The 21,433-nt window shown below is 72.3% G+C and carries 21 protein-coding genes; 8 read left to right on the plus strand and 13 right to left on the minus strand.

Translation table 11 applies throughout. The annotated features are described in order from the left end of the window. Positions 1-29: 29 nt before the first annotated feature. From pgl to TR50_RS03745, 5 genes are all read left to right on the plus strand, one after another. Entirely contained in the window at positions 30-770 is a 741-nt protein-coding gene (gene pgl, locus TR50_RS03725; RefSeq protein WP_042414569.1) for a 6-phosphogluconolactonase, read from the plus strand. Positions 771-854: 84 nt separating this feature from the next. Continuing rightward, positions 855-1,109: a ribbon-helix-helix domain-containing protein gene (locus tag TR50_RS03730; RefSeq protein WP_042413875.1), complete on the plus strand. Its 255-nt coding sequence runs from the start codon at positions 855-857 to the stop codon at positions 1,107-1,109. After that, positions 1,106-1,543 (plus strand): PIN domain-containing protein, encoded by a 438-nt coding sequence (locus tag TR50_RS03735; RefSeq protein WP_042413878.1) that lies wholly within the window; start codon positions 1,106-1,108, stop codon positions 1,541-1,543. The genes TR50_RS03730 and TR50_RS03735 overlap by 4 nt, the downstream gene beginning before the upstream one ends. A gap of 20 nt (positions 1,544-1,563) precedes the next feature. Continuing rightward, the gene (locus TR50_RS03740; protein WP_042413881.1) at positions 1,564-2,202 is read left to right on the plus strand and encodes a GNAT family N-acetyltransferase; all 639 of its coding nucleotides are present in this window, start codon (positions 1,564-1,566) and stop codon (positions 2,200-2,202) included. Positions 2,203-2,313: 111 nt separating this feature from the next. Continuing rightward, positions 2,314-3,756, plus strand: a complete 1,443-nt coding sequence (locus tag TR50_RS03745; protein ID WP_236654246.1) for an APC family permease — start codon at positions 2,314-2,316, stop codon at positions 3,754-3,756. Positions 3,757-3,763: 7 nt separating this feature from the next. Here the strand turns inward: TR50_RS03745 and TR50_RS46465 are convergent, their stop codons facing one another. The 12 genes from TR50_RS46465 to TR50_RS03805 form a co-directional block, all read right to left on the minus strand. Beyond that, positions 3,764-4,528, minus strand: coding sequence for a hypothetical protein (locus TR50_RS46465; RefSeq protein ID WP_052440671.1), 765 nt, complete (start codon positions 4,526-4,528; stop codon positions 3,764-3,766). A 68-nt stretch (positions 4,529-4,596) separates the two neighbouring features. After that, a complete protein-coding gene (locus TR50_RS03755) occupies positions 4,597-5,136 on the minus strand; it encodes a PadR family transcriptional regulator (protein ID WP_236654247.1) in 540 nt (179 codons plus the stop codon). Between the two features lie 85 nt (positions 5,137-5,221). Further along, positions 5,222-5,509, minus strand: a complete 288-nt coding sequence (locus tag TR50_RS03760) for an RNA polymerase-binding protein RbpA (protein WP_042363813.1) — start codon at positions 5,507-5,509, stop codon at positions 5,222-5,224. Between the two features lie 242 nt (positions 5,510-5,751). Beyond that, positions 5,752-5,991: a preprotein translocase subunit SecG gene (secG, locus tag TR50_RS03765; RefSeq protein ID WP_042363812.1), complete on the minus strand. Its 240-nt coding sequence runs from the start codon at positions 5,989-5,991 to the stop codon at positions 5,752-5,754. Between the two features lie 128 nt (positions 5,992-6,119). Beyond that, entirely contained in the window at positions 6,120-6,917 is a 798-nt protein-coding gene (gene tpiA, locus TR50_RS03770) for a triose-phosphate isomerase (protein WP_042414577.1), read from the minus strand. An 11-nt stretch (positions 6,918-6,928) separates the two neighbouring features. Beyond that, on the minus strand, positions 6,929-8,146 hold the full coding sequence (locus tag TR50_RS03775; protein WP_042413884.1) for a phosphoglycerate kinase: 1,218 nt from the start codon (positions 8,144-8,146) through the stop codon (positions 6,929-6,931). A gap of 157 nt (positions 8,147-8,303) precedes the next feature. After that, positions 8,304-9,308 (minus strand): type I glyceraldehyde-3-phosphate dehydrogenase, encoded by a 1,005-nt coding sequence (gene gap / locus TR50_RS03780; protein WP_042413888.1) that lies wholly within the window; start codon positions 9,306-9,308, stop codon positions 8,304-8,306. 297 nt (positions 9,309-9,605) lie between these two features. Then, a complete protein-coding gene (whiA, locus tag TR50_RS03785; RefSeq protein WP_042363807.1) occupies positions 9,606-10,586 on the minus strand; it encodes a DNA-binding protein WhiA in 981 nt (326 codons plus the stop codon). Further along, positions 10,577-11,533 (minus strand): gluconeogenesis factor YvcK family protein, encoded by a 957-nt coding sequence (locus TR50_RS03790; protein WP_236654270.1) that lies wholly within the window; start codon positions 11,531-11,533, stop codon positions 10,577-10,579. The genes whiA and TR50_RS03790 overlap by 10 nt, the downstream gene beginning before the upstream one ends. Positions 11,534-11,681: 148 nt before the next feature. Beyond that, complete coding sequence (rapZ, locus tag TR50_RS03795; RefSeq protein WP_268874041.1) at positions 11,682-12,590, minus strand: RNase adapter RapZ; 909 nt, start codon at positions 12,588-12,590, stop codon at positions 11,682-11,684. Between the two features lie 51 nt (positions 12,591-12,641). After that, on the minus strand, positions 12,642-14,627 hold the full coding sequence (gene uvrC / locus TR50_RS03800; RefSeq protein ID WP_042413892.1) for an excinuclease ABC subunit UvrC: 1,986 nt from the start codon (positions 14,625-14,627) through the stop codon (positions 12,642-12,644). A gap of 108 nt (positions 14,628-14,735) precedes the next feature. Further along, a complete protein-coding gene (locus TR50_RS03805; protein ID WP_042413895.1) occupies positions 14,736-15,287 on the minus strand; it encodes a Uma2 family endonuclease in 552 nt (183 codons plus the stop codon). Between the two features lie 66 nt (positions 15,288-15,353). Here TR50_RS03805 and TR50_RS49645 point away from each other — a divergent pair, with 66 nt between their 5' ends. The 3 genes from TR50_RS49645 to TR50_RS49650 all read left to right on the plus strand — a co-directional run bounded on the left by TR50_RS49645 (position 15,354) and on the right by TR50_RS49650 (position 20,688). Then, on the plus strand, positions 15,354-15,482 hold the full coding sequence (locus TR50_RS49645; protein WP_269084777.1) for a hypothetical protein: 129 nt from the start codon (positions 15,354-15,356) through the stop codon (positions 15,480-15,482). Between the two features lie 96 nt (positions 15,483-15,578). Beyond that, on the plus strand, positions 15,579-16,760 hold the full coding sequence (gene tuf, locus TR50_RS03810; RefSeq protein WP_042413898.1) for an elongation factor Tu: 1,182 nt from the start codon (positions 15,579-15,581) through the stop codon (positions 16,758-16,760). Between the two features lie 412 nt (positions 16,761-17,172). Next, positions 17,173-20,688 (plus strand): AfsR/SARP family transcriptional regulator, encoded by a 3,516-nt coding sequence (locus TR50_RS49650; RefSeq protein WP_042413902.1) that lies wholly within the window; start codon positions 17,173-17,175, stop codon positions 20,686-20,688. Positions 20,689-20,926: 238 nt separating this feature from the next. Here the strand turns inward: TR50_RS49650 and TR50_RS03820 are convergent, their stop codons facing one another. Continuing rightward, positions 20,927-21,379: a Rieske (2Fe-2S) protein gene (locus tag TR50_RS03820; RefSeq protein ID WP_084699707.1), complete on the minus strand. Its 453-nt coding sequence runs from the start codon at positions 21,377-21,379 to the stop codon at positions 20,927-20,929. Between the last annotated feature and the right edge of the window lie 54 nt (positions 21,380-21,433).

Raw genomic sequence — 21,433 nt, forward strand, 5'->3', positions numbered from 1 at the left:
AGCTGGTCGTCCACCGCGACAAGGAGCTGATGGCCCTTGCCGCGGCGGCGCGGCTGATCACCCGGATCGTGGACGCGCAGTCCGCGCGCGGCTCCGCCTCGGTGGTGCTGACGGGCGGCCGGAACGGCAACGCGCTGCTCGCCGCCGTCGCCTCCTCCCCCGCCCGGGACGCCATCGACTGGTCCCGGCTGGACCTGTGGTGGGGCGACGAGCGGTTCCTGCCGGAGGGCGACCCGGAGCGCAACGACACCCAGGCGCGCGCCGAGCTGCTCGACTCGGTCCCGCTGGACCCGGCGCGGGTGCACCCGATGCCGGCCTCCGGCGGCCTGTTCGGCAACGACGCGGGCGCGGCGGCCGCCGCCTACGCGGCGGAGCTGGCCAAGGCGGCGTCGCCGACCGACCGGGTGGCGGTGCCGAGCTTCGACGTGCTGCTGCTGGGCGTCGGGCCGGACACGCACGTGGCCTCGCTCTTCCCGGAGCACCCGGGCGTGCGGGAGACCGAGCTGACCGTGGTCGGCGTCTACGGCTCGCCCAAGCCGCCGCCGATCCGCGTCTCGCTCACCCTCCCGGCGATCCGCCACGCCCGCGAGGTCTGGCTGCTGGCCGCCGGCGACGACAAGGCCGACGCCGTCGCCATGGCCCTCTCGGGCCCCGGCCCGATCCAGGCCCCGGCCTCGGGCGCGGTCGGCCGCCGGCGCACCCTCTGGCTCCTCGACCGCGCGGCGGCATCCAAGATCCCGCCCCAGCTCTACCCGCCGGACGTCGCGTAGGGCTCCGGCAGCAGAGGCCGCCTCCCGATCCCGGGAGGCGGCCTTCTTGGACCCTCGGATGTATGCGTGCGTTACCATACACATATGGTTCTCAAGCGCACGACCGTCTACGCCGAGGCCGAGGATCTGGCCGTCATCAAGGAGGCCGCCGCTCGTGAAGGCGTGCCCGAGGCCGAGATAATCCGCGAGGCGATCCACCTCGCCGCGCTCTCCAAGCGCGTCTGGGCCGAGCCGTTGGACTGGCCCATGATCAGCGGTGAGGCCCCGGCCGCGACCGCCTCCGACGTATGGGGCGAGAAGGCGGCCGCGTACGAGCGGAGCAAGCGGAGCCCTTCGTGATCCTCGTCGTCGCCGACACCTCCGCGCTCCTCGCCGCGTCCGACCGCAGCCACCCGGAGCAGGGGGCGGCCCTGAAGGCGCTGGAGAGTGCCGGACTCGTCGTCATCTCGCCACTGATCGTCGCCGAGGCCGACCACCTGGCCCGCCGGATCGGCGGCCCGCAGTTCCGTGACGCGCTCCTCGACCGCATCGTCGACCAGGCCCAGCGCGGTCGCTTCCTCGTTCCGGAGGTGACGGTGGAACTGCTGGCTACCGCCCGCCAGGTGATGCGCCGGTACGCGGACCTCGACCTCGATCTCGCCGACGCCGTCAACGCGGCCCTCGCCGCCGAGTTCCGGACGGACGCCGTGCTCACCCTGGACCGGCGTGACTTCCGGGCCATCCGCCCGCTCACCGCACACCCGTCCTTCCGCGTGCTGCCCGACGGCCTCTGAACGGCCTAGACTCCTCCCCCATGGGAGAAGTGACGGTGCGTCAGGCGACGGATGCGGACCTGGTCGAGCTCGTGGGCGTGCTCGCGCGGGCGTTCTACGAGGACCCGCAGTTCCTGTGGTCGCTGCCGGACCAGCGGGACCGGCTGCGGCGGATCGAGCGGATCTTCGACACCATCCTGCGGTACGAGGCGCTGAGGCACGGCGGCGTGCAGCTCGCCGAGGACGGTCAGGGGGCCGTCGTCGGCGGTGCCGTCTGGCTGCCGCCGCACCACTGGCGGGATCCGCTGAGCCGGCAGCTGATCACCGCGCCCGGCTTCCTGCGCGGGTACGGGCGGCGGATCGGGTACGGCAGCGCGTTCCAGAGCGCCTGCTGGCAGGCGCACCCGCGCGAGCCGCACTGGTACCTCTACATCCTCGGCGTGGAACCGGACCTCCAGGGCCGCGGCGTCGGCGCCGCGCTGCTGCGAGCCGGGCTGGAACGCTCGGACGCGGCCGGACTGCCCGCCTACCTCGAGTCCAGCAACCTCGCGAACGTGCCGCTCTACGAGCACTTCGGCTTCCGTGTCACGGGGCGGCTCGCCCTCCCGCCCGAGGCGCCCGAGATCCCGACCATGTGGCGTCCGGCCGACAACGTGTCACGCATGTGTACGGACGACTGACGGGCTGCCAACTGCCCCGACCAGCGGAAACACGGAGATAATCCTTCCGCTCCTTAGTTCGACACTTGCTAGATCGGGGTGGGAATGCCACCGACCGCCGCAGTTCCGGCCGTGACGTCTCTGCCCTCACCCCGCCGGGTGAAGCTGATGCCGCTGGTGGCGCTGATCTTCTTCAGCGTCTCGGGCGGCGCCTACGGCATCGAGGGACTCTTCTCCACCTCCGGCCCCGGCATGGGCCTGCTGCTGATCCTGGTCACGCCGCTGATCTACAGCATCCCGCACGCGCTCGTCTGCGCCGAGCTCGGCACCGCGATCCCCGTCGACGGCGGCTTCTACCACTGGGTCCGCCGCGGACTCGGCGACTTCTGGGGCTTCCAGCAGGGCGTGCTGCGCTGGCTGTGCAGCTTTGTCGACATGGCGGTCTATCCGGTGCTGTTCACCAGCTACCTCCAGTCCATGGCCGCCTGGGTCGCCCCCGGCCAGCACGTGCTGTTCACCGTCGGCCATTTCGCCTTCGACCTGAACTGGTTCATCTGCCTCGCCGTCATCGCCGTCTTCACCCTGGTGAACCTGATGGGCGCGGCCTGGGTCGGCGACTCCTCCGTCCTGTTCGCGATCGTCTGCCTCACCCCGATGCTGCTGCTCAGCGTCGTCGGCTTCGCGCACCTGCTGACCCACGGCACCGACCCGGTCAGCACGATGACCAGCGCCCCGGACCAGTCGATGTGGAACGCCTTCGGCGCCGGGCTCTTCCTCGCCATGTGGAACTACAGCGGCTGGGACAGCGTGTCGACCGTCGCCGGCGAGATGGAGGACCCGCGCAGGCACCTGCCCAAGGCCCTCGCCGTCTCCGTCGTCCTCATCGCCGTCGGCTACCTGCTGCCCGCCCTCGCCTCCCTCGCCGTCGGCGCGAACGGCCCGGCCGGGTGGCGGAACTGGGACAGCGGATCCTTCTCCGACGTCGCCAAGGCCCTCGCCGGGCCCTGGCTCCAGATCACCGTCACCGTCGGCGGCATGTTCGCCTCGGTGGCGATGTTCTCCGCGCTCCTCGCCTCCAACGCCCGCCTGCCCTTCGTCCTGGCGGAGGACGGCTACTTCCCGCAGTGGGTCGCGAAGCGCAGCGCACGGCGGCAGGTGCCGGTGGTCTCCATCGTGGGCTCCTCGGTGATCTACGCCCTGTTCTGCCTCAGCAGCTTCAGCAACCTGATCATCGTGGACGTCTTCCTGACCAACATCTCCCTGCTGCTCCAGGTCGCGGCGCTGATCGCGCTGCGCGTCCGGGAGCCGGAGCTGGAGCGCCCGTACCGGATCCCGGGCGGCGCGCTCTCACTGACCCTCATCACGCTGAGCCTGACCGGCGTGTGCGCGTGGGCGGCCTGGCAGCAGTACGCGCAGAACGGCACGCAGGCGGTGACGTACTGCCTCTTCGCCGTGGGCGCGTCGACGCTGCTCTACTTCCCGCTGGCCTGGCGCAGGCGGCGCAACACGACGGCCGGGCCGGCGTCCGCCACCGCGACGGCGGACGCGAGGGAGCCGGAGACGGTGGCGCTCTGACCACCGGTCACGCGAGGAACTTCAGCATCCAGGTCAGCCCGAGCTCCCGAGCCGTCGACAGCGCCGCCTCCCGCAGCAGGTCGCCCTCGGGGCCCTCGGGCAGCTCCTGCCAGAGCGACATCTGCGCCGCCGCCAGCTGTGGGCGGGCGCCGAGCGCCGCCCGCAGGTGCAGCGAACGACGGAGCAGGGGCACCGGGTCCGGCTCGTAGCCGGAGAGGTGGCGCACGACGTAGGACTCCAGCAGCGGGTCGCCCTCCGCGCGGCAGAGTCGCAGGCTCTCGTCGAAGTACGGGCGCGCGGCCGCGTCGTCGTCGGCGATGTTCTGCCGCAGCACGCCGAGCCAGAACGTCCCCCACCCGGCCGTCGCCGGCCCCTCCGCGGCGGCCCGGAACCCCGCCTCGGCCGTCCCCTCCTCCGCGCCCGCGCCCGCACCGGCCGCCGCTCCTGCCTCCACACCGAACAGCAGCCAGGTGTAGGCGAGTTGGGCGCGCAGAAACGACGCCTGCGGCGAGCCCTCCGGCAGCGCCCCGACCGCCGCCAGCGCCGCGGCCGGATCGTCGAGACGCCACCAGTGCCGCTCGACCAGGATCTGTGCCCGCAACGCGGCCACGCCGTCCCCGCCGGCTCCGCCGGCTCCGTCGGCTCCCTCGGTTCCGTCGGCTCCCTCGGCTGTGTCGACACCCTCCAGCAGGGCGAGCGCGAGATCCCAGGCACCGGTCAGCAGGAGCCGCCGCGCGGCCGCCACGGCGGTGGAGGTGGCGTCAGAAAGCATGGCGCCTACGCTAGGGATCTCCGCCCGGGGGCTCAAGTGCCGTACGCGGGGCAGGGGAAGGGACCGGCTCAGTCCGAGCGGTCGCTGTGCGCGTCCAACTCCCGCAGGGCGGCGTCGAGGCGGTCGCGTTCGGCGGCGTGGGCGCGGGCCGCGAGGCGGAGCGCGCAGGCGGCGTGGGACAGTTCGGGGCTGTCGGTCAGGCTGAGCGCGTCCGCCTCCGCGTGGGCGCGGAGCTTGTCCGCGACGGCGCGGGCGGCGCGAAGCGACTCGCGCAGGCGGGCGGGGTCCTGGAGGTGGCCCAGCCAGAGTCGGAACGCGGCCGGGAGCGGCGCACGGGAGACCCATCCGCGCAGGGCGTCCTCGCCGGAGAGGGTGAGCCGGTAGCGCCGCTTGGCGCCCAACTCACCCGGGAGGGTGTCGACGGCGACGTAGCCCGCCGCCTCGAGGCGGAACAACTCCCGGTAGATGTCGCTGGACGAGGGGCTCCAGTAGAAGTGAGACAGCGTCTGCTCAGCCCACTTCTTCATCTCGTAGCCCGTCAACTCCCGCCCGAAGGAGAGCAGACCGAGCACGGCCCACGACGACGTCGGCAGCGACTCAGCATCCACCAGAGAATCGTATGTGCACCGACAAGAGGCCCTCTGCCCGAAGGACGTGACGTCCCGTCCGAGCAGGCCTCCGCAGGAGCACCGCTCAGATCTCGCCGCGGAGCTTGGCCAGCGCCTCGGCCAGGATCGCCTCGCCGTCGGCGTCGCTACGGCGCTCGCGCACGTAGGCGAGGTGGGTCTTGTAGGGCTCCGTACGCGGCGGCGCGGGAGGGTTCTCCTCGTCCTGGCCGGCCGGGAAGCCGCAGCGCGGGCAGTCCCAGGTGTCCGGGATCTGGGCGTCGGAGGCGAAGCTCGGCTTCGTCTCGTGCCCGTTGGCGCACCAGAAGGAGATACGCAGGCGCGGGGCGGACTCGCCGCGCTCGGCCTCTCCCATCGGGCCGGCACCGACCCTGCTGCCACGGATGGCATTGCCACTTGCCACGGTCTGACTCCCTGCGTGATGGTGCGGTACTGCGAAAGTCGTCCCGGCGACTCGCCCCGGGCGAAGGTCGTCCTAGTGTACGGAACGCATAAGCGTCGCCCCACACCCGCGTCGGTGACGACTGTCACCCATGATAGGCGTGGAGGCGACGCTCCGTCAGAACTCCTGACTTCACCCCGCTGAGCTGCTGGAACTCAGCCGTTCTTGGCCTTCATCAGCAGCGAGAGAACGATGATGCAGACGAACCAGCCGACGCCCATGAAGATGGTGATGCGGTCCAGGTTGCGCTCGGCCACCGCGGAACCACCACCGGTGGAGGACATGCCTCCGCCGAACATGTCGGACAGGCCGCCGCCCTTGCCCTTGTGGAGCAGGACCAGGATGACCATCATCACGCTGAAGAAGATCAGCGCGATGGAGAAACCGAGGATCACAGCCGGACCTATCTTGTCGATGCGGGACTGCTGGCAGCAGGGCTCGAGCCTATACGGTCGAGCCCTACCACCTTAGGCAGGCGACAGCCTACGGGGAAAGCCGCTCACTTCACAGCCTCGGGTCGGACTCAGGAAGTCGCCTGGTCACGGTAGCGGACGATGCGGACGAACTCCTCCGCGTCGAGCGAGGCGCCGCCGACGAGCGCACCGTCCACGTCGGGCTGGACCATGATCCCGGCCGCGTTGGAGCCCTTGACGGAGCCGCCGTACAGGACGCGGACGGCGTCCGCGACCTCCTGGCTGTAGAGCTCGGCCAGACGGGCCCGGATCGCGCCGCAGACCTCCTGCGCGTCCTCGGGGGTGGCCACCTCGCCGGTGCCGATCGCCCAGACGGGCTCGTAGGCGACGACGATCGTGGCGACCTGCTCGGCCGGGACGTCCGCGAGGGCGCCGTCGAGCTGGGCCAGGGTGTAGGCGACCTGGTCACCGGCCTTGCGGACGTCCAGGCCCTCGCCCACGCACAGGATCGGCGTGATGCCGTTCCGGAACGCGGCCTTGACCTTGGCGTTCACGATCTCCTCGTTCTCGCCGTGGTACTGGCGCCGCTCCGAGTGGCCGATCACCGCGAAGGCGCACTTCAGCTTGGCCAGCATCGGGCCGGAGATCTCGCCCGTGTAGGCGCCGGAGTCGTGCGCGGAGATGTCCTGGGAGCCGTACTTGATCTTCAGCTTGTCGCCGTCGACCAGGGTCTGCACCGAACGCAGGTCGGTGAACGGCGTCAGCACCGCCACCTCCACCGCGTCGTAGTCCTTGTCGTTCAGGGCGAAGGCGAGCTTCTGGGTGTGGGCGATGGCCTCGAGGTGGTTGAGGTTCATCTTCCAGTTGCCGGCCATCAGCGGCTTGCGGGTCACGTTGGCGTCGGTCATGTCGTGGCTGCTCACTTCTCCAGTGCGGCCAGACCCGGCAGGGTCTTGCCTTCGAGGTACTCCAGGCTGGCGCCGCCACCCGTGGAGATGTGGCCGAACTTCGACTCGTCGAAGCCGAGCGTGCGCACGGCCGCGGCCGAGTCGCCGCCGCCGACGACGGTGAAGGCGTCCGAGTCGAGCAGGCCCTGCGCGACGGCGCGGGTGCCGTCGGCGAAGGCGGGGTGCTCGAAGACGCCCATCGGGCCGTTCCAGAAGACCGTCTTCGCGTCCGCGAGCTTCGCCGCGAACAGCTCCTCGGTCTTCGGGCCGACGTCCAGGCCCATCTTGCCCGCCGGCATGGCGTCCACGCCGACGACCTCGACGTCGTCGACCGGGGCCTTGGTCTTGAGGTCGGGGAAGCTCCCCGAGACGCGCGCGTCGACGGGGAGCACGAACTCCACGCCCTCGCGCTCGGCGCGGGCCAGGTACTCCCGGACCACCGGGATCTGGTCCTCCTGCAGCAGCGAGCTGCCGACCTCGTGGCCCTGGGCCGCGAGGAAGGTGAACATCATGCCGCCGCCGACCAGGATCCGGTCGGCCTTGCCGAGCAGGTTGTCGATCACGGCCAGCTTGTCGGAGACCTTGGCGCCGCCGAGGACGACGACGTAGGGCCGCTCGACGTTCTCGGTGAGGCGCTTGAGCACGCCCACCTCGGTGCCGATCAGCAGGCCGGCCGCGTGCGGCAGGCGCGCGGGCAGGTCGTAGACGGAGGCGTGCTTGCGGTGCACCGCACCGAAGCCGTCGCCGACGTAGAGGTCGGCGAGGGCCGCGAGCTGGTCGGCGAACTCGCCGCGCTCGGCGTCGTCCTTGCTGGTCTCGCCGGGGTTGAAGCGCAGGTTCTCGATCACGGCCACCTGGCCGGGCTCCAGGCCCTTCACGGCGTCGTGGGCGGCCGGGCCGACGGTGTCCTGGGCGAACGCGACCGGCTTGCCCAGCAGCTCGGCGAGCCGCTCGGCCGCCTGGAGCAGCGAGAACGCCGGGTCCGGCGCACCCTTCGGGCGGCCCAGGTGCGAGGCGACGATCACCTTGGCGTCGGCCTCGACCAGCTTCACGATGGTGGGCAGCACGGCGCGGATGCGGCCGTCGTCGGTGATCAGGCCGTCCGACATCGGCACGTTCAGGTCGGCGCGGACGAACACGCGCTTGCCGGCGACACCGGGGCCGGCGATCAGGTCGTCGATGGTCTGCATGGTCGGGCTGAATCCCTCTTCTGGTTCTCGGGGGCGTGGGCGTTTCTCGGTCAACTCGGTCAACTCGGTCGATGGGTGCAGCGCACGCACACAGGGTCCGGACGATATCGCCCGGACCCTGCCTGCCTCACACCGGCTTACCCGTCGTCCTCGCTCGTCAGAGCTGGTCGCCGACCGCGACGGTCAGGTCGACGAGGCGGTTGGAGTAGCCCCACTCGTTGTCGTACCAGCCGAAGACCTTGACCTGGTTGCCCTGGACCATGGTCAGCGGCGCGTCGAAGATGCAGGAGTAGGGCGAGTTGACGATGTCCCGGGAGACGATCGGGTCCTCGTTGTAGGCGAGGATGCCCTTCAACTGCCCCTCGGCGGCCTTCTGGTAGGCGGCGTTGACCTCGTCCTTGGTGACCTCGCGCTGCAGGGTCACCACCAGGTCGGTGATCGAACCGGTCGGCACCGGGACGCGCAGCGAGGTGCCGTCCAGCTTGCCCTTCAGCTCCGGCAGCACCAGCGCGGTGGCCTTGGCGGCGCCGGTCGACGTCGGGATGATGCTGAGCGCGGCGGCGCGCGCACGACGCAGGTCCTTGTGCGGGAAGTCCAGCGTGACCTGGTCGTTGGTGTACGCGTGCACGGTCGTCATGAAGCCGGTGACGATCCCGAACGCCTCGTGCAGCACCTTCGCCAGCGGCGCCACGCAGTTGGTGGTGCAGGAGGCGTTGGAGATGATGCTCTGCGTCGCCACGTCGAGCTTGTCGTCGTTGACGCCCATGACGATGGTGATGTCCTCGCCCGAGGCCGGGGCGGAGATGAGGACCTTCTTGGCGCCGGCCTCCAGGTGCTTCTTCGCACCGTCGGCACTGGTGAAGTGGCCGGTGGACTCGATCACGATGTCCGCGCCCAGCTCGCGCCAGGGCAGGTTGGCGGGGTCGCGCTCGGCGGTGACCTTGAAGGTCTTGCCGTCGACGGTGATGGTGTCATCCGTGTGGGTGACCTCGGCGTGGAAGGTACCCAGGGTCGAGTCGTACTTCAGCAGGTGCGCCAGGGTCTTGGTGTCGGTCAGGTCGTTGACACCGACGATCTCGATGTCGGCGCCCTGGGACGCGATCGCTCGGAAGTAGTTGCGGCCGATTCGGCCAAAACCGTTGATGCCTACCCGGATCGTCACGAACCGATCTCCTCGCTGGTACGTCGGCCTTCGCCGGCCGACGAGCTGGAAATTTTGGGATGTCCCCGACCGCTTACGACCCTACCTCCGCAAGGTGTTCTTGAGCACATCCGCCCGGCTTGTGGACACCGCACTTTTGGCAGTAAAGACAGTTGCAAACCCAAGGGGCGCGAGGAACGGCGCGAGAAACCAGTGACGTGCGGATGGCCCTGTTGCTGCGGGACCGTCCGCACGCCGTGGCTTGTCGCGCAGTTCCCCGCGCCCCTGGGTAGTGCAACGACCTGCGGGAGCGAACCCTCAGCCGGCGACCATTTCCTCCGTCAGGCTCTGCTCGGTGTTCGGCAGCCCGAGTTCGCTCGCGCGCTTGTCCGCCATCGCCAGCAGGCGACGGATGCGGCCGGCGACGGCGTCCTTCGTCAGCGGCGGGTCGGCGAGGGAGCCCAGCTCCTCCAGCGACGCCTGCTTGTGCTCCATGCGCAACCGCCCGGCGGCGGCCAGATGCTCCGGCACGTCGTCGCCGAGGATCTCCAGCGCCCGCTGCACCCGCGCGCCCGCCGCGACCGCGGCCCGCGCCGAACGGCGCAGGTTCGCGTCGTCGAAGTTGGCCAGCCGGTTCGCCGTCGCCCGGACCTCGCGGCGCATGCGCCGCTCCTCCCAGGCGAGCACGGACTCGTGCGCACCCAGGCGCGTCAACAACGCGCCGATCGCATCACCGTCACGGATGACCACCCGGTCCACGCCGCGGACCTCCCGGGCCTTCGCCGGGATGCCGAGCCGACGGGCCGCGCCGACCAGCGCGAGCGCCGCCTCCGAACCCGGGCAGGTGATCTCCAGTGAGGAGGAGCGGCCCGGCTCCGTCAGGGAGCCGTGCGCGAGGAACGCTCCCCGCCAGGCCGCCTCCGCGTCGCACGTCGCGCCGGAGACAACCGCCGGGGGCAGACCCCGGATCGGGCGTCCGCGCCCGTCCACCAGACCCGTCTGCCGGGCCAGCAGATCGCCGTCCTTGACCACCCGCACCACGTACCGGCTGCCGCGGCGCAGCCCGCCGGGGGCCATCACCACCAGGTCCGAGGAGTGTCCGAAGATCTCCAGCAGGTCCTTGCGCAGCCGCCTTGCCGCTACCCCGGTGTCCAGCTCGGCCTCGATCACGATGCGTCCGCTCACGATGTGCAGACCGCCCGCGAAGCGGAGGATCGCCGACACCTCTGCCTTGCGGCAGCAAGCCCGGGTGACGGGAAGCCGACTGATTTCGTCCTTCACAGCTGCCGTCATCGCCATGGCGCGATCCTTCCATGCGTTCTGAAGATCCGGTCGTACGCTGCGGCCAGAAGCTCCGGGTCGTGTCGCGCGCCGTCGCTCGCCGCGACGGGCGCGAGGACGAGCTCGGCGCCGAGGCGCTTCGCCGCGTCCCGCAGGGCCTCGCAGTCCGCGACGGCGCCCACCGCCGCGGAGTCCGCGAGGACGAAGTCCAGCTCGACGCCGCGGGCGTGCTCCAGGAAGACCTCCAGGTGCCGCTGCGGCGAGAAGCCCTCGGTCTCGCCGGGCTGGGCGACCAGGTTGAGCGCCAGCACCTTGCGGGCCGGCGTCCCGGCCACCGCGTCGCGCAGCTGAGGGACCATCAGATGCGGAAGGACGCTCGTGAACCAGGAACCGGGGCCGAGCACGACCCAGTCCGCGGCGTGCACCGCCTGCACCGCCTCGGGGACCGCGGGCGGATCCTCGGGCAGCAGCCTGATCGCCTCCACGGTACCCGGCGTCACGGCCACCTCGGCCTGGCCGTGGACGATGCTCAGCTCGTCGGGCTCCGCCGGGTCCAGCCCGCGCACGGCCGCCTCGATGTGCAGCGGGACGGCCGACATCGGCAGGACGCGCCCGTGCGCGCCCAGCAGCCGGCCGACCCACTCCAGCGCGGCGACCGGGTCCCCGAGCTTCTCCCACAGCGCGACGATCAGCAGGTTGCCCAGCGCGTGGCCGTGCAGCTCGCCGTCGCTCTGGAAGCGGTGCTGGATCACCTCGGACCAGGTGCGGCCCCACTCGTCGTCGCCGCAGAGCGCGGCGAGCGCCTTGCGCAGGTCGCCGGGCGGGAGGACCCCCAGCTCGTCGCGGAGCCGGCCGCTGGAGCCGCCGTCGTCCGCGACGGTGACCACGGCGGTCAGCTCGTCGGTGAGCCGCCGCAGGGCGCGCAGGGAGGCGGAGAGCCCTTGGCCGCCGCCGAGCGCCACGATCCGCGGGGCGCGTCTGTCACGACGACGCGCCGCTCGGAACGCTCCGCCCGGCCCGCCGGCCGCGCCGCTGTAGCTTCCCGCCAACCCGCGCCCCTATCGCCTCAGCGTGGCGAGACGCGGCCCGGTTACCGCCCGTGCCGCCGCCTCGTCACTCACGCCCCATGTCCCGGTGGACGAGCACCGTCTCCAGGCCGTCGGCGATCAGGCGCTTGGCCAGCCGTTCCGACATCGCCACACTGCGGTGCTTTCCTCCGGTGCAGCCTACGGCAATCGTCATATAGCGCTTGCCCTCGCGGCGATAGCCCTCGGTGACGATCCGCAGCAGTTCCGCGTAGCCGTTGAGGAACTCCTTGGCGCCCGGCTGGTCGAAGACGTAGCGGGCGACCTCCTCGTCGGTGCCGGTGTGGGCGCGCAGCTCCGGGACCCAGTGCGGGTTCGGCAGGAAGCGGCAGTCCACGACCAGGTCGGCGTCGACCGGCAGGCCGTACTTGAAGCCGAAGGACATCACCGTGGCCCGCAGCTCCGGCTCCTCGTCGTCGGCGAAGTGCGCGTCCATCTTGGCGCGCAGCTCGTGCACGTTGAGGTTGGAGGTGTCGATCACGAGGTCGGCCTCGCCGCGCAGCTCGCGCAGCAGCTCGCGCTCGCGCTCGATGCCGTCGACGATCCGGCCCTCGCCCTGGAGCGGGTGCGGGCGGCGGACGTTCTCGAAGCGGCGCACCAGCGCCTCGTCGGACGCCTCCAGGAAGACGACGCGCAGGCGCACGCCGCCCTTCTCCAGATCGTCCAGGGCGGTGCGCAGGTCGTCGAAGAAGCTGCGTCCGCGCACGTCCACGACGGCGCTTATCCGGGCCACCGCGCCCTGGGAGCGCGCACCGAGGTCGACCATGGTCGGTATCAACGCCGGCGGCAGGTTGTCGACCACGAACCAGCCGAGGTCCTCCAGGCACTTCGCGGCCGTGCTGCGGCCGGCCCCCGACATCCCCGAGATGATCACCAGCTCGGGCACCTCGGAACTGTCCTGTGGCTCGGTCTGCACCAGCCTCTCAGGCGTACTCACTTCTTTCTCCCCGCTTTCGGTCACATCAGTACAAACAACGCGCGCGGTCGCCTAGGGCTTCCCCTTATCACTCTCCGGAGTGACCAGACTCTCAGGAGTGACGCCCATGATGTCCGACTCTTCCATAATCTCGCCCGTCGCCATGTTCACCGCCGGAGCGCCCGGTGTACGTGAGGCCAACGCTGCGGCAACGGCCTCCGCCGTACGGCGTCCCACGCCGGGAACGTCGCAGATCTCGTCGATCGTCGCCGCCCTCAGCTTCTTCAGCGAGCCGAAGTGCTTCAGCAGGGCCTGACGCCTGGTCTCCCCGAGACCGGGAACGGAGTCGAGAGCGCTGCTCGTGGCGCGCTTGCCCCGCTTCTGGCGCTGGTAGGCGATGGCGAAGCGGTGCGCCTCGTCGCGCACGCGCTGCAACAGGTAGAGCCCCTCGCTGGAGCGGGGCAGGACCACCGGGTCGTCGTCGTCCGGCAGCCAGACCTCCTCCAGGCGCTTGGCCAGGCCACAGAGTGCCACATCGGTGACGCCGACCTCCATCAGCGCCTGCTGCGCGGCGGCGACCTGCGGCTGGCCGCCGTCGACGACGATCAGCTGCGGCGGGTAGGCGAAGCGCCGGGCCCTGCCCGTCTCTTCGTCCTTGGCCGGCGCCTGCTCCTGGTGCTTGAAGCGGCGGGTGATCACCTCGCGCATGGAGCGGACGTCGTCCTGGCCTTCGAAGCTCTTGATCGAGAAGCGCCGGTACTCGGACTTGCGCGCGAGCCCGTCCTCGAAGACGACCATGGACGCGACCACGTCCTGGCCCTGGAGATGCGAGATGTCGTAGCACTCGATGCGCAGCGGCGCGCTCTCCAGCCCGAGCGCGTCGGCGATCTCCTGGAGGGCGACGCTGCGGGTGGTGAGATCGGCGGCGCGCTTGGTCTTGTGCAGGGCCAGCGCCTGCGCCGCGTTGCGCTCCACCGTCGTCATCAGCTCGCGCTTGTCGCCGCGCTGCGGGACCCGCAGATCCACCCGGCTGCCGCGCCGCTCCGCGAGCCACGTCAGTACCGGCTCGACCGGCTCCGGCAGCGCGGGCACCAGCACCTCGCGCGGGACGCCCTCGCCGCGCTCCTCGCCGTAGAGCTGGAGCAGCGCGTGCTCGACCAGGGACGCGGTGTCGATCTGCTCGACCTTGTCCGTCACCCAGCCGCGCTGCCCGCGCACCCGGCCCCCGCGCACGTGGAAGATCTGCACGGCCGCCTCCAGCTCGTCCTCGGCGAGGGCGAACAGGTCGGCGTCGGTGCCGTCGCCGAGGACGACGGCGTTCTTCTCCATCGCGCGCTTGAGCGCCTCTATGTCGTCGCGCAGCCGGGCGGCCTTCTCGTACTCCATCTCCATGGCCGCCTCGCGCATCTGGGCCTCCAGGCGCTTGACGTAGGTGCCGGCGTGGCCGGCCATGAAGTCGCAGAACTCCTCCGCGAGTTCGCGGTGCTCCTCGGGGGAGATCCGCCCGACGCAGGGCGCGGAGCACTTGCCGATGTAGCCGAGCAGGCACGGCCGCCCGATCTGCTCGGCCCGCTTGAACACCCCGGCGGAGCAGGTGCGGACGGGGAAGACGCGCAGCATCAGGTCGAGCGTCTCGCGGATCGCCCAGGCGTGCCCGTAGGGCCCGAAGTACCGCACGCCCTTCTTCTTGGACCCGCGCATCACCTGGGCGCGCGGGAACTCCTCGTTCAGCGTGACGGCGAGGAAGGGGTAGCTCTTGTCGTCCCGGTACTTCACGTTGAAGCGCGGGTCGAACTCCTTGATCCAGGTGTACTCCAGCTGGAGCGCCTCGACCTCGGTGCCGACCACCGTCCACTCGACGGACGCGGCCGTCGTCACCATCTGCCGCGTCCGCGGGTGCAGGTTCGCCAGATCCTGGAAGTAGCTCGCCAGCCGCTGGCGCAGGCTCTTCGCCTTGCCGACGTAGATCACGCGCGAGTCGGCGTCGCGGAACTTGTAGACCCCGGGCGAGTCCGGAATCTGCCCGGGCGCGGGACGGTAGGTGGACGGGTCGGCCATGCCCCTACCGTACCGACCAGGAGTGACGACGGAGTCGCGTCCCGTGTGCGATCTCTGTCCCGGCTTCGTCCGGGACTGGTCCGGGTTTGGTCCGGGCGCCAGGAGTCCTCAGGCCGGATACGGGTGGAAGGCCACTGTGGGAATGGGGAAGCCGAGCGGTTCGGGCAGCGGGATGGGCTGCCCGAAGACGCCCTGGGCGTGCTCGGTGTAGACGCCGTCGACGAGATGCAGGACCAGCCAGGTGCCGTCGCGCGGGTCGACGATCACATAGACCGGGATGCCCGCGCGCTCGTACGCCGCACGCTTGTCCTCGTAGTCGCGCTTGGCCGCGCCGCGCCCCGCACTCACCGTCTCGACCACCGCCCGGACGATCGCGGCCGGCCAGTCGCGAACGTCCTCCGGGATGTCGTCGCCGTGGGCGATCGCTACGTCGGGCCGGGGCTTGTCGGTGGGGCCGATGTCGATCCCGCGTTCCGAGAACGCCTGGAACGGCTCGGGGGTCGTGCGTACGAAGACCCGGCCAGGGACGTCGTGCAGGTGCGTGGGGTTCGCCTGCATCACGATCTGCGAGTCGAGCAGCTCCGCCCAGGCGCCGCCCGGCAGTTCCAGCTCGTCCCACAGGCGCAGGATCTCCCGCTCCTCGTCGCCCTGGTAGGTCATGTCCTCAGAATAGCCACGCCGAAAACCGTTGGCGTCCGGCACTGGCCGGACGGCACGATGGTGCGCATGTTCCGGTACGCCATCGCCCAGTTCCCCGCAGTCGCGGGCGCGATGGCTGCTGCCCTGACGCAGGCGGGCGCAGCGCTCACCGCTGCCACCGCAGCCGCAGCCGCCTTCGGCGGCGCGCGAAGCTGACCTTCCCCGGGCCGTCTCCCCGGGACCTCTGCCGGGGAAGGTCGGCCCCGCCCTTGAGGTCCCGTCAGGAGCGAACTCCCGGAGAAGAGAAACGTCATGGCCAAGCAGGCCTTCGTGCGGACCAAGCCGCACCTCAACATCGGCACCATGGGTCACGTCGACCACGGCAAGACCACCCTCACCGCCGCCATCACCAAGGTGCTCGCCGAGCACGGCGGCGCGGCCTTCGTGCCGTTCGACCGGATCGACCGCGCCCCGGAGGAGGCCGCCCGCGGCATCACCATCAACATCGCGCACGTCGAGTACGAGACGGCCACCCGGCACTACGCCCACGTCGACATGCCCGGCCACGCCGACTTCGTGAAGAACATGATCACCGGCGCGGCCCAGCTGGACGGCGCCATCCTCGTGGTCTCCGCGCAGGACGGCGTGATGCCGCAGACGTCCGAGCACGTGCTGCTGGCCCGCCAGGTCGGCGTCGAGCACGTCGTCGTCGCGCTGAACAAGGCCGACGCCGGCGACCCGGAGCTGCTGGACCTGGTCGAGCTGGAGGTGCGCGAGCTGCTCACCGCCCACGGCTACGACGGCGCGGGGCTGCCGGTCGTGCGGGTGTCCGGGCTGCGGGCGCTGGAGGGCGACCCGGTCTGGTCGGCGGCGCTGCTGGAGCTGCTGGACGCCGTGGACGCGTACGTGCCCACGCCCGTCCGGTACACCGACGCGCCGTTCCTGATGCCGGTCGAGAACGTGCTGACCATCACCGGCCGCGGCACGGTGGTGACCGGCGCGGTCGAGCGCGGCACCGTGCGGATGGGCGACCGGGTCGACGTCCTCGGCTACGGCTCGGAGCTGTCCTCCGTCGTCACCGGGGTGGAGACCTTCGGCCGCACCATGGAGAGCGCGGAGGCGGGCGACAACGTCGCCCTGCTGCTGCGCGGCGTCCAGCGCGGCCAGGTCCGGCGCGGGATGGTCGTCGCCTCGGCCGGGAGCGCCTCGGTGCACCGGGTGTTCACCGCCCGCGTGCACCTGCTCTCCGGGGCGGACGGCGGCCGCCGCACGCCCATCACCAGCGGCTACCGCCCGCAGTTCTACCTGCGGACCGGTGACGTCGTCGGCGACGTGCTGCTGCCGGACGGCGTCGGGGTCGCGCTGCCGGGCGAGACGGTGGAGCTGACGGTGACGCTCGGTCAGGCCGTGCCGCTGGAGCCGGGGCTCGGCTTCGCGGTCCGCGAGGGCGGCCGCACCGTCGCCGCGGGCGCGGTCGCGGAGATCGTCGAGTAGCGCGGCTCGAAGGGCGCGTCACGCACGTGCAGGCCGGACAGTGCGAACAGCGCTGTCCGGCCTGCACGGAGCACTCGGCCGCACGGGCTCGTATCCCCCGATCCGAGCCCGTGCGGCGGCGTTCCGACGCCCCGGAGCGTGCACCGAGCTTCCGGCGATCCCCCGCCTCGGTGCCATGGCGACGTCGGGGCACGCCCATGCCCCCGTCTGGCCGGCCGACGCTCCCCCCGGACCGTCGGCCGGGCCGATGACGCAATATTCCCCGCACACGCCAACGGATCACCAACAGCCCACACGCCCGGATGCGAAACCGCAGTTGGGCGCGGGTCGGCCGCAGTCGAACCGGACTGTTAGCATCCTTCGCGCCTCCCGTTGCGCGCACCAGGTCGCCGGGCGAGGTGAGGGGTGGGAGATGCGATTCGGGCTGCTCGGGCCGCTCATGGTCGAGGGTGCGGCGGGCACAGTGCCGCTGACCTCGCCCAAGGGGAGGCTGCTGCTCGGCGCGCTGCTGCTGCGCGCCAACGAGACAGTGCCGACGCACGGCCTGCTCGACGCGCTGTGGGGCGACGCCGTGCCGCCGACCGCGCGCGCCTCGCTGCAGAACCACGTCGCCCGGCTGCGCGGCCTGTTCGGCCCGGCCGAGCAGGACCGCGTCCGCACCACCGCCTCCGGCTACCTGATCCGGGTCGAGCGGGGCGAGTTGGACCTCGAGGAGTTCCAACGCCGCGCCGAGGGCGCCCGCCTGGCCCGGCTCGACCGCGACTGGGAGGCCGTCAGCCGCGAGGCCGCGGCCGCCCTGCGGCTGTGGCGCGGACGGCTGTTGGAGGACCTCCCGTCGCTCGCCGAGGCGGAGGCCGCCGACACCTTCCAGCACGCGCTGGAGAACTCCCGGCTCCAGCTGCGCTCCTGGCGGGCCGCCGCCGAGCTGCGCTCGGGCCGCCACCACGACCTCATCCCGGAACTGACCAGCTGGGCCGCGGAGCACCCGCTGGCGGAGGAGCTCCAACGCCACCTGATGACCGCGCTGCTGCGCGACGGCCGCCGGCCGGAGTCGCTCGACGTGTACGGCCGCCTGCGGCTGCGCCTGAGCGAGGAGTTGGGCGTCGACCCGGGCGCGGCCGTGCAGGAGGTCTACCTCCAGGCCCTCGCCGAGGACGCCCCGGCTGCTCCGGACACGCCGACGGCCTCCGCGGCGAAGACCGACCGGCCTCCGGCGACCCCTCCCGCGAGGTGCCAACTCCCCGCCGAGGCCCGCGCGTTCACCGGACGTGAGGCGGAGGTCGAGCGGCTCCTCGACTGCGCGCGCCAGGCCGTGGACGGGGACGAGACCGGCTGGGCCGTGGTCGCCGCCGTCGACGGCATGGCCGGGGTCGGCAAGTCGGCCCTGGCCGTCCACGTCGCACAGCAGGTGCGCGCGGACTTCCCCGACGGCCAGCTCTTCCTCGACCTGCGCGGCTGGACCCCCAACGCCGCGCCGATGAGCACCGCGGAGGCCCTCGACGCGCTGCTGCGCTCGCTCGACGTGCCGCCGCAGACGATCTCCAAGGACCCGGCCGAGCGCGCCGTCCAGCTCCGCGACCGCCTCGCCGGGACCCGGACGCTGATCGTCCTCGACAACGCGCTCAGCAGCGCCCAGATCCGGCCCCTGCTCCCGGCCTCCTCCCGCTGCCTGGTGCTGGTGACCAGCCGCAAACGACTCACCGGGCTGGACGACTCGCACGCCGTGTCGCTGCGCGTGCTGAGCGAACCCGACGCGTTGACGCTGCTGCGCCGCGTCGCCGGAGCGCAGCGGGTACCGGCGGAGCAGCCCGAGGCGCGAGAACTGGCCGAGCTCTGCGGCTTCGTGCCGCTGGCCCTGCGGATCGCCGCCGCGCAGCTGCGCCGACGCCGCTCCCTGCGGCTGACGGACCTGGTGGAGCGCCTGCGCGACGAACACCACCGACTCCCCCGGCTCGACCAGCTGGACGGCTCCGACGCGGACGGGCCGGCCCCGGACGGCCCGGCCGCGGACAGCCCGGCCGCGGACGGCCCGGCCGTGGACCGCCCCGCCGTGGACCGCCCCGCTGCGGACGACCCCGTCCCCTCGGCCTTGCCCGTCCCGTCGGACCTTTCCGCGGCGGCGGACGCCTCGGAGGCGCCGGAGGACCGGGGGCTCAGCGCGGTGTTCGCGACCTCGTTCACCGCCCTGCCCGCCGCCGAACAGCGTCTCCTCACGCTGCTCGCCCTCATTCCCGGCGCCGACGTCGACGCCACCGCGGCCGGGGCCCTGCTCGGCGAGGACGCCTTCGCCACCGAGCAGTCACTCGACTCGCTGCTCGACCAGAACCTGCTGATCCAGCACGTCCCCGGCCGCTACGGCTTCCACGACCTGATCCGGCTGTACTGCCGCGAGCCGCGCCGGTGGGAGGCGGACGAACACCAGGCGGCGCTCGACCGACTGCTCGCCCACTACGTGCGCAGCGCCGAGCGGGCCGCCGTGCTGCTGCGCCGCTCGCCCCGCGCGGTGGCGGCGACCGGCGGGGACGTCGGGGGCATCGGGGGCGCACCGGAGTGGGACGAGGAGTCGGCCCTGGCCTGGATGCGCGCCGAGCGCGAGAACCTGCTGGCCTCGGCGCGGTCCGCCGTCGCAGGCGACGCCGCCGACCCCGTCGTCGACGGCCGGTCGGTCCGCCGTCGCGGCGGCGGCATCGCCCTGGCCCTGGCCCTGGCGCCGCTGCTGCACCAGGAGGGCCCGCTGCCCGACGCCGCGGAGCTGCTGCGGCAGTGCGCGGAAGCCGCGCACGCCTCGGGTGACCGGCTCGGCCAGGCCGAGTGCCTCACCGAGCTGGGCCGCATCCACATGCAGCGCGGCGACTTCGCCGACGCGCGGCGGGCCCACCAGGAGTCGCTCGCCCTCTACCGCGCCCTGGGTTCGCAGTTGGGCGAGGCGAACGCGATCTACGAGAGCGGCTCGGTGCACATCTACCGTGGCGACTACGCGGCCGCCGCCCCGCTGCTGGAGCAGTGCCTCGGGCTCTACCGCGAGATCGGCAGCGAGCTGGGCCAGGCCAACACGCTCTTCCAGCTCGGCCGCGCCTACCGCCTCACCGGCGACCTCGCGCGGGGCGGCGAGCGCGGCGAACGCGCCCTGCGGCTCTACGCCGCCCTGGGCAAGCGCTGGGGCGAGGGTCACGTCCTGTGCGATCTGGCGCGCGTACGCCAGCTGAGCGGCGAGATGCGCGCGGCGGTCGACCTGGGCGAGCAGGCCCTCGCCGCGTTCCGCGCGATCGACAACCAGCTCGGCGAGGCCATCGCGTGCCAGACGCTCGGACGTGTCCACCGGGACCTCGGTGAGCTGGCGGCGGCGACGGACCTCTTCGAACGGGCGCTGCGCCTGTTCCGGGCCATGGCGGTGGAGTCGGCGGTCGCCCGCTCGCAGTGGGACCTCGGCCGGGTCCGCTTCGCCGCCGGCGACTTCGAGTCCGCGGCCGCGTTGCAGGAGCAGTCCCTGGCCATCTTCCAGACCACGGGCAACCGCAACGGACAGGCCAACGCCCGCCACGACCTCGGCCGGGCCCGGCACGCGCTGGGCCGCACGACGGAGGCGGCGGACCTGCTGACCCAGGCGCGGGCCCTCTTCCAGGACCTCGGCGACCCGCACGGCGAGGCGGAGGTCCTCAACAGCACGGGCGCGCTGCGCTCCGACGTCTCCGGCCCGGAGGCGGCCCTGCCCTGCTACGAGGAGGCGCGACGCCTGGCCCGCCGCGTCCCCAGCCCCCTGGAGGAGGCCCGCGCCCTGGAGGGCCTGGGCCGCGCGCACGCCGCGCTGGGCGGTCCGTCCGAGGCGGCCGCGGAGCTGCGGGAGGCCGCCGCGCTCTACCGACGCATCGGCGCGACGGAGGCGGCGGAAGCGGCGGAGACGCTGTTCGCCACGCTGCCCGCGCTGTAGGCGCGCAGGAGCAGGCGCACCGCCTCGGCCACCCCACAGACCCGAGGCTCCGACCCGTCCCGCGACGCAACCGCGTGCGGGCGGCAGGCACGTCCTCGGGGGCAGGCTTCCAAGCGCGGCCCGCGGCCCCAGCCGCGTGTGGCCGACCCGCCCTGCGGAGGCGGTGCCCCCAGCGCCGAAGGCGGAGGCTGTCGAACCGGCGACGCCCCACGGCGCCCGGACGCGCCTCTGCGGGGCCTCAGCTCAGGGTCGCGACGAGCTTGCCGTTCTGGACGGCGACCGGAATGGAGGGGAGGGCCGTCTGGGCCGGGCCCTGGGCGACCGAGCCGTCGGTGGTCTTGAACTGGCTGCCGTGGCAGGGGCAGGTGATCAGGCCGTTGTCGACGCCGTCGACCACGCAGCCCGCGTGGGTGCAGATCGCGCTGAACGCCTTGAACGTGCCCGCGCTCGGCTGGGTGACGACGACCTGCTGGTCGCGGTAGACCTTGCCGCCGCCGACCGGCACGTCGCTGGTCGGGCCGAGGGTGACCGGGCCCTTCTGGGCCGACGCCGAGGACGACCCGCCGCAGGCGGACAGCACGGCCACTCCGGCGCCCGCGATCCCGACGGCCGCCGCGCCGCGCAGCAGCTGGCGACGGCAGCAACCCGCCGTCTCGGTGCCCGTCGCGGGGTTTGCAGACTCACTGTTCACGGCGGCGGGGTCTCCTCAGGCTCGGACGGCCCCCGCCCTCGCGGGGAACCGCCC

The organism is Streptacidiphilus anmyonensis, from assembly GCF_000787855.1.
Lineage (GTDB): Bacteria > Actinomycetota > Actinomycetes > Streptomycetales > Streptomycetaceae > Streptacidiphilus > Streptacidiphilus anmyonensis.

Bases quoted from the DNA above. Each gene is read 5' to 3' on its own strand.
- TR50_RS03760 (WP_042363813.1), bottom strand. From the start codon at position 5,509: ATGGGAGAGGCCGAGCGCGGCGAGTCCGCCCCGCGCCTGCGTATCTCC.
- TR50_RS03805 (WP_042413895.1), bottom strand. From the start codon at position 15,287: ATGACCTACCAGGGCGACGAGGAGCGGGAGATCCTGCGCCTGTGGGAC.
- TR50_RS03775 (WP_042413884.1), bottom strand. From the start codon at position 8,146: ATGCAGACCATCGACGACCTGATCGCCGGCCCCGGTGTCGCCGGCAAG.
- uvrC (WP_042413892.1), bottom strand. From the start codon at position 14,627: ATGGCCGACCCGTCCACCTACCGTCCCGCGCCCGGGCAGATTCCGGAC.
- TR50_RS49650 (WP_042413902.1), top strand. From the start codon at position 17,173: ATGCGATTCGGGCTGCTCGGGCCGCTCATGGTCGAGGGTGCGGCGGGC.
- TR50_RS46465 (WP_052440671.1), bottom strand. From the start codon at position 4,528: ATGCTTTCTGACGCCACCTCCACCGCCGTGGCGGCCGCGCGGCGGCTC.
- TR50_RS49645 (WP_269084777.1), top strand. From the start codon at position 15,354: ATGTTCCGGTACGCCATCGCCCAGTTCCCCGCAGTCGCGGGCGCGATG.
- tpiA (WP_042414577.1), bottom strand. From the start codon at position 6,917: ATGACCGACGCCAACGTGACCCGCAAGCCGCTGATGGCCGGCAACTGG.
- TR50_RS03740 (WP_042413881.1), top strand. From the start codon at position 1,564: ATGGGAGAAGTGACGGTGCGTCAGGCGACGGATGCGGACCTGGTCGAG.
- TR50_RS03730 (WP_042413875.1), top strand. From the start codon at position 855: ATGGTTCTCAAGCGCACGACCGTCTACGCCGAGGCCGAGGATCTGGCC.
- tuf (WP_042413898.1), top strand. From the start codon at position 15,579: ATGGCCAAGCAGGCCTTCGTGCGGACCAAGCCGCACCTCAACATCGGC.
- pgl (WP_042414569.1), top strand. From the start codon at position 30: ATGGCCCTTGCCGCGGCGGCGCGGCTGATCACCCGGATCGTGGACGCG.
- whiA (WP_042363807.1), bottom strand. From the start codon at position 10,586: ATGGCGATGACGGCAGCTGTGAAGGACGAAATCAGTCGGCTTCCCGTC.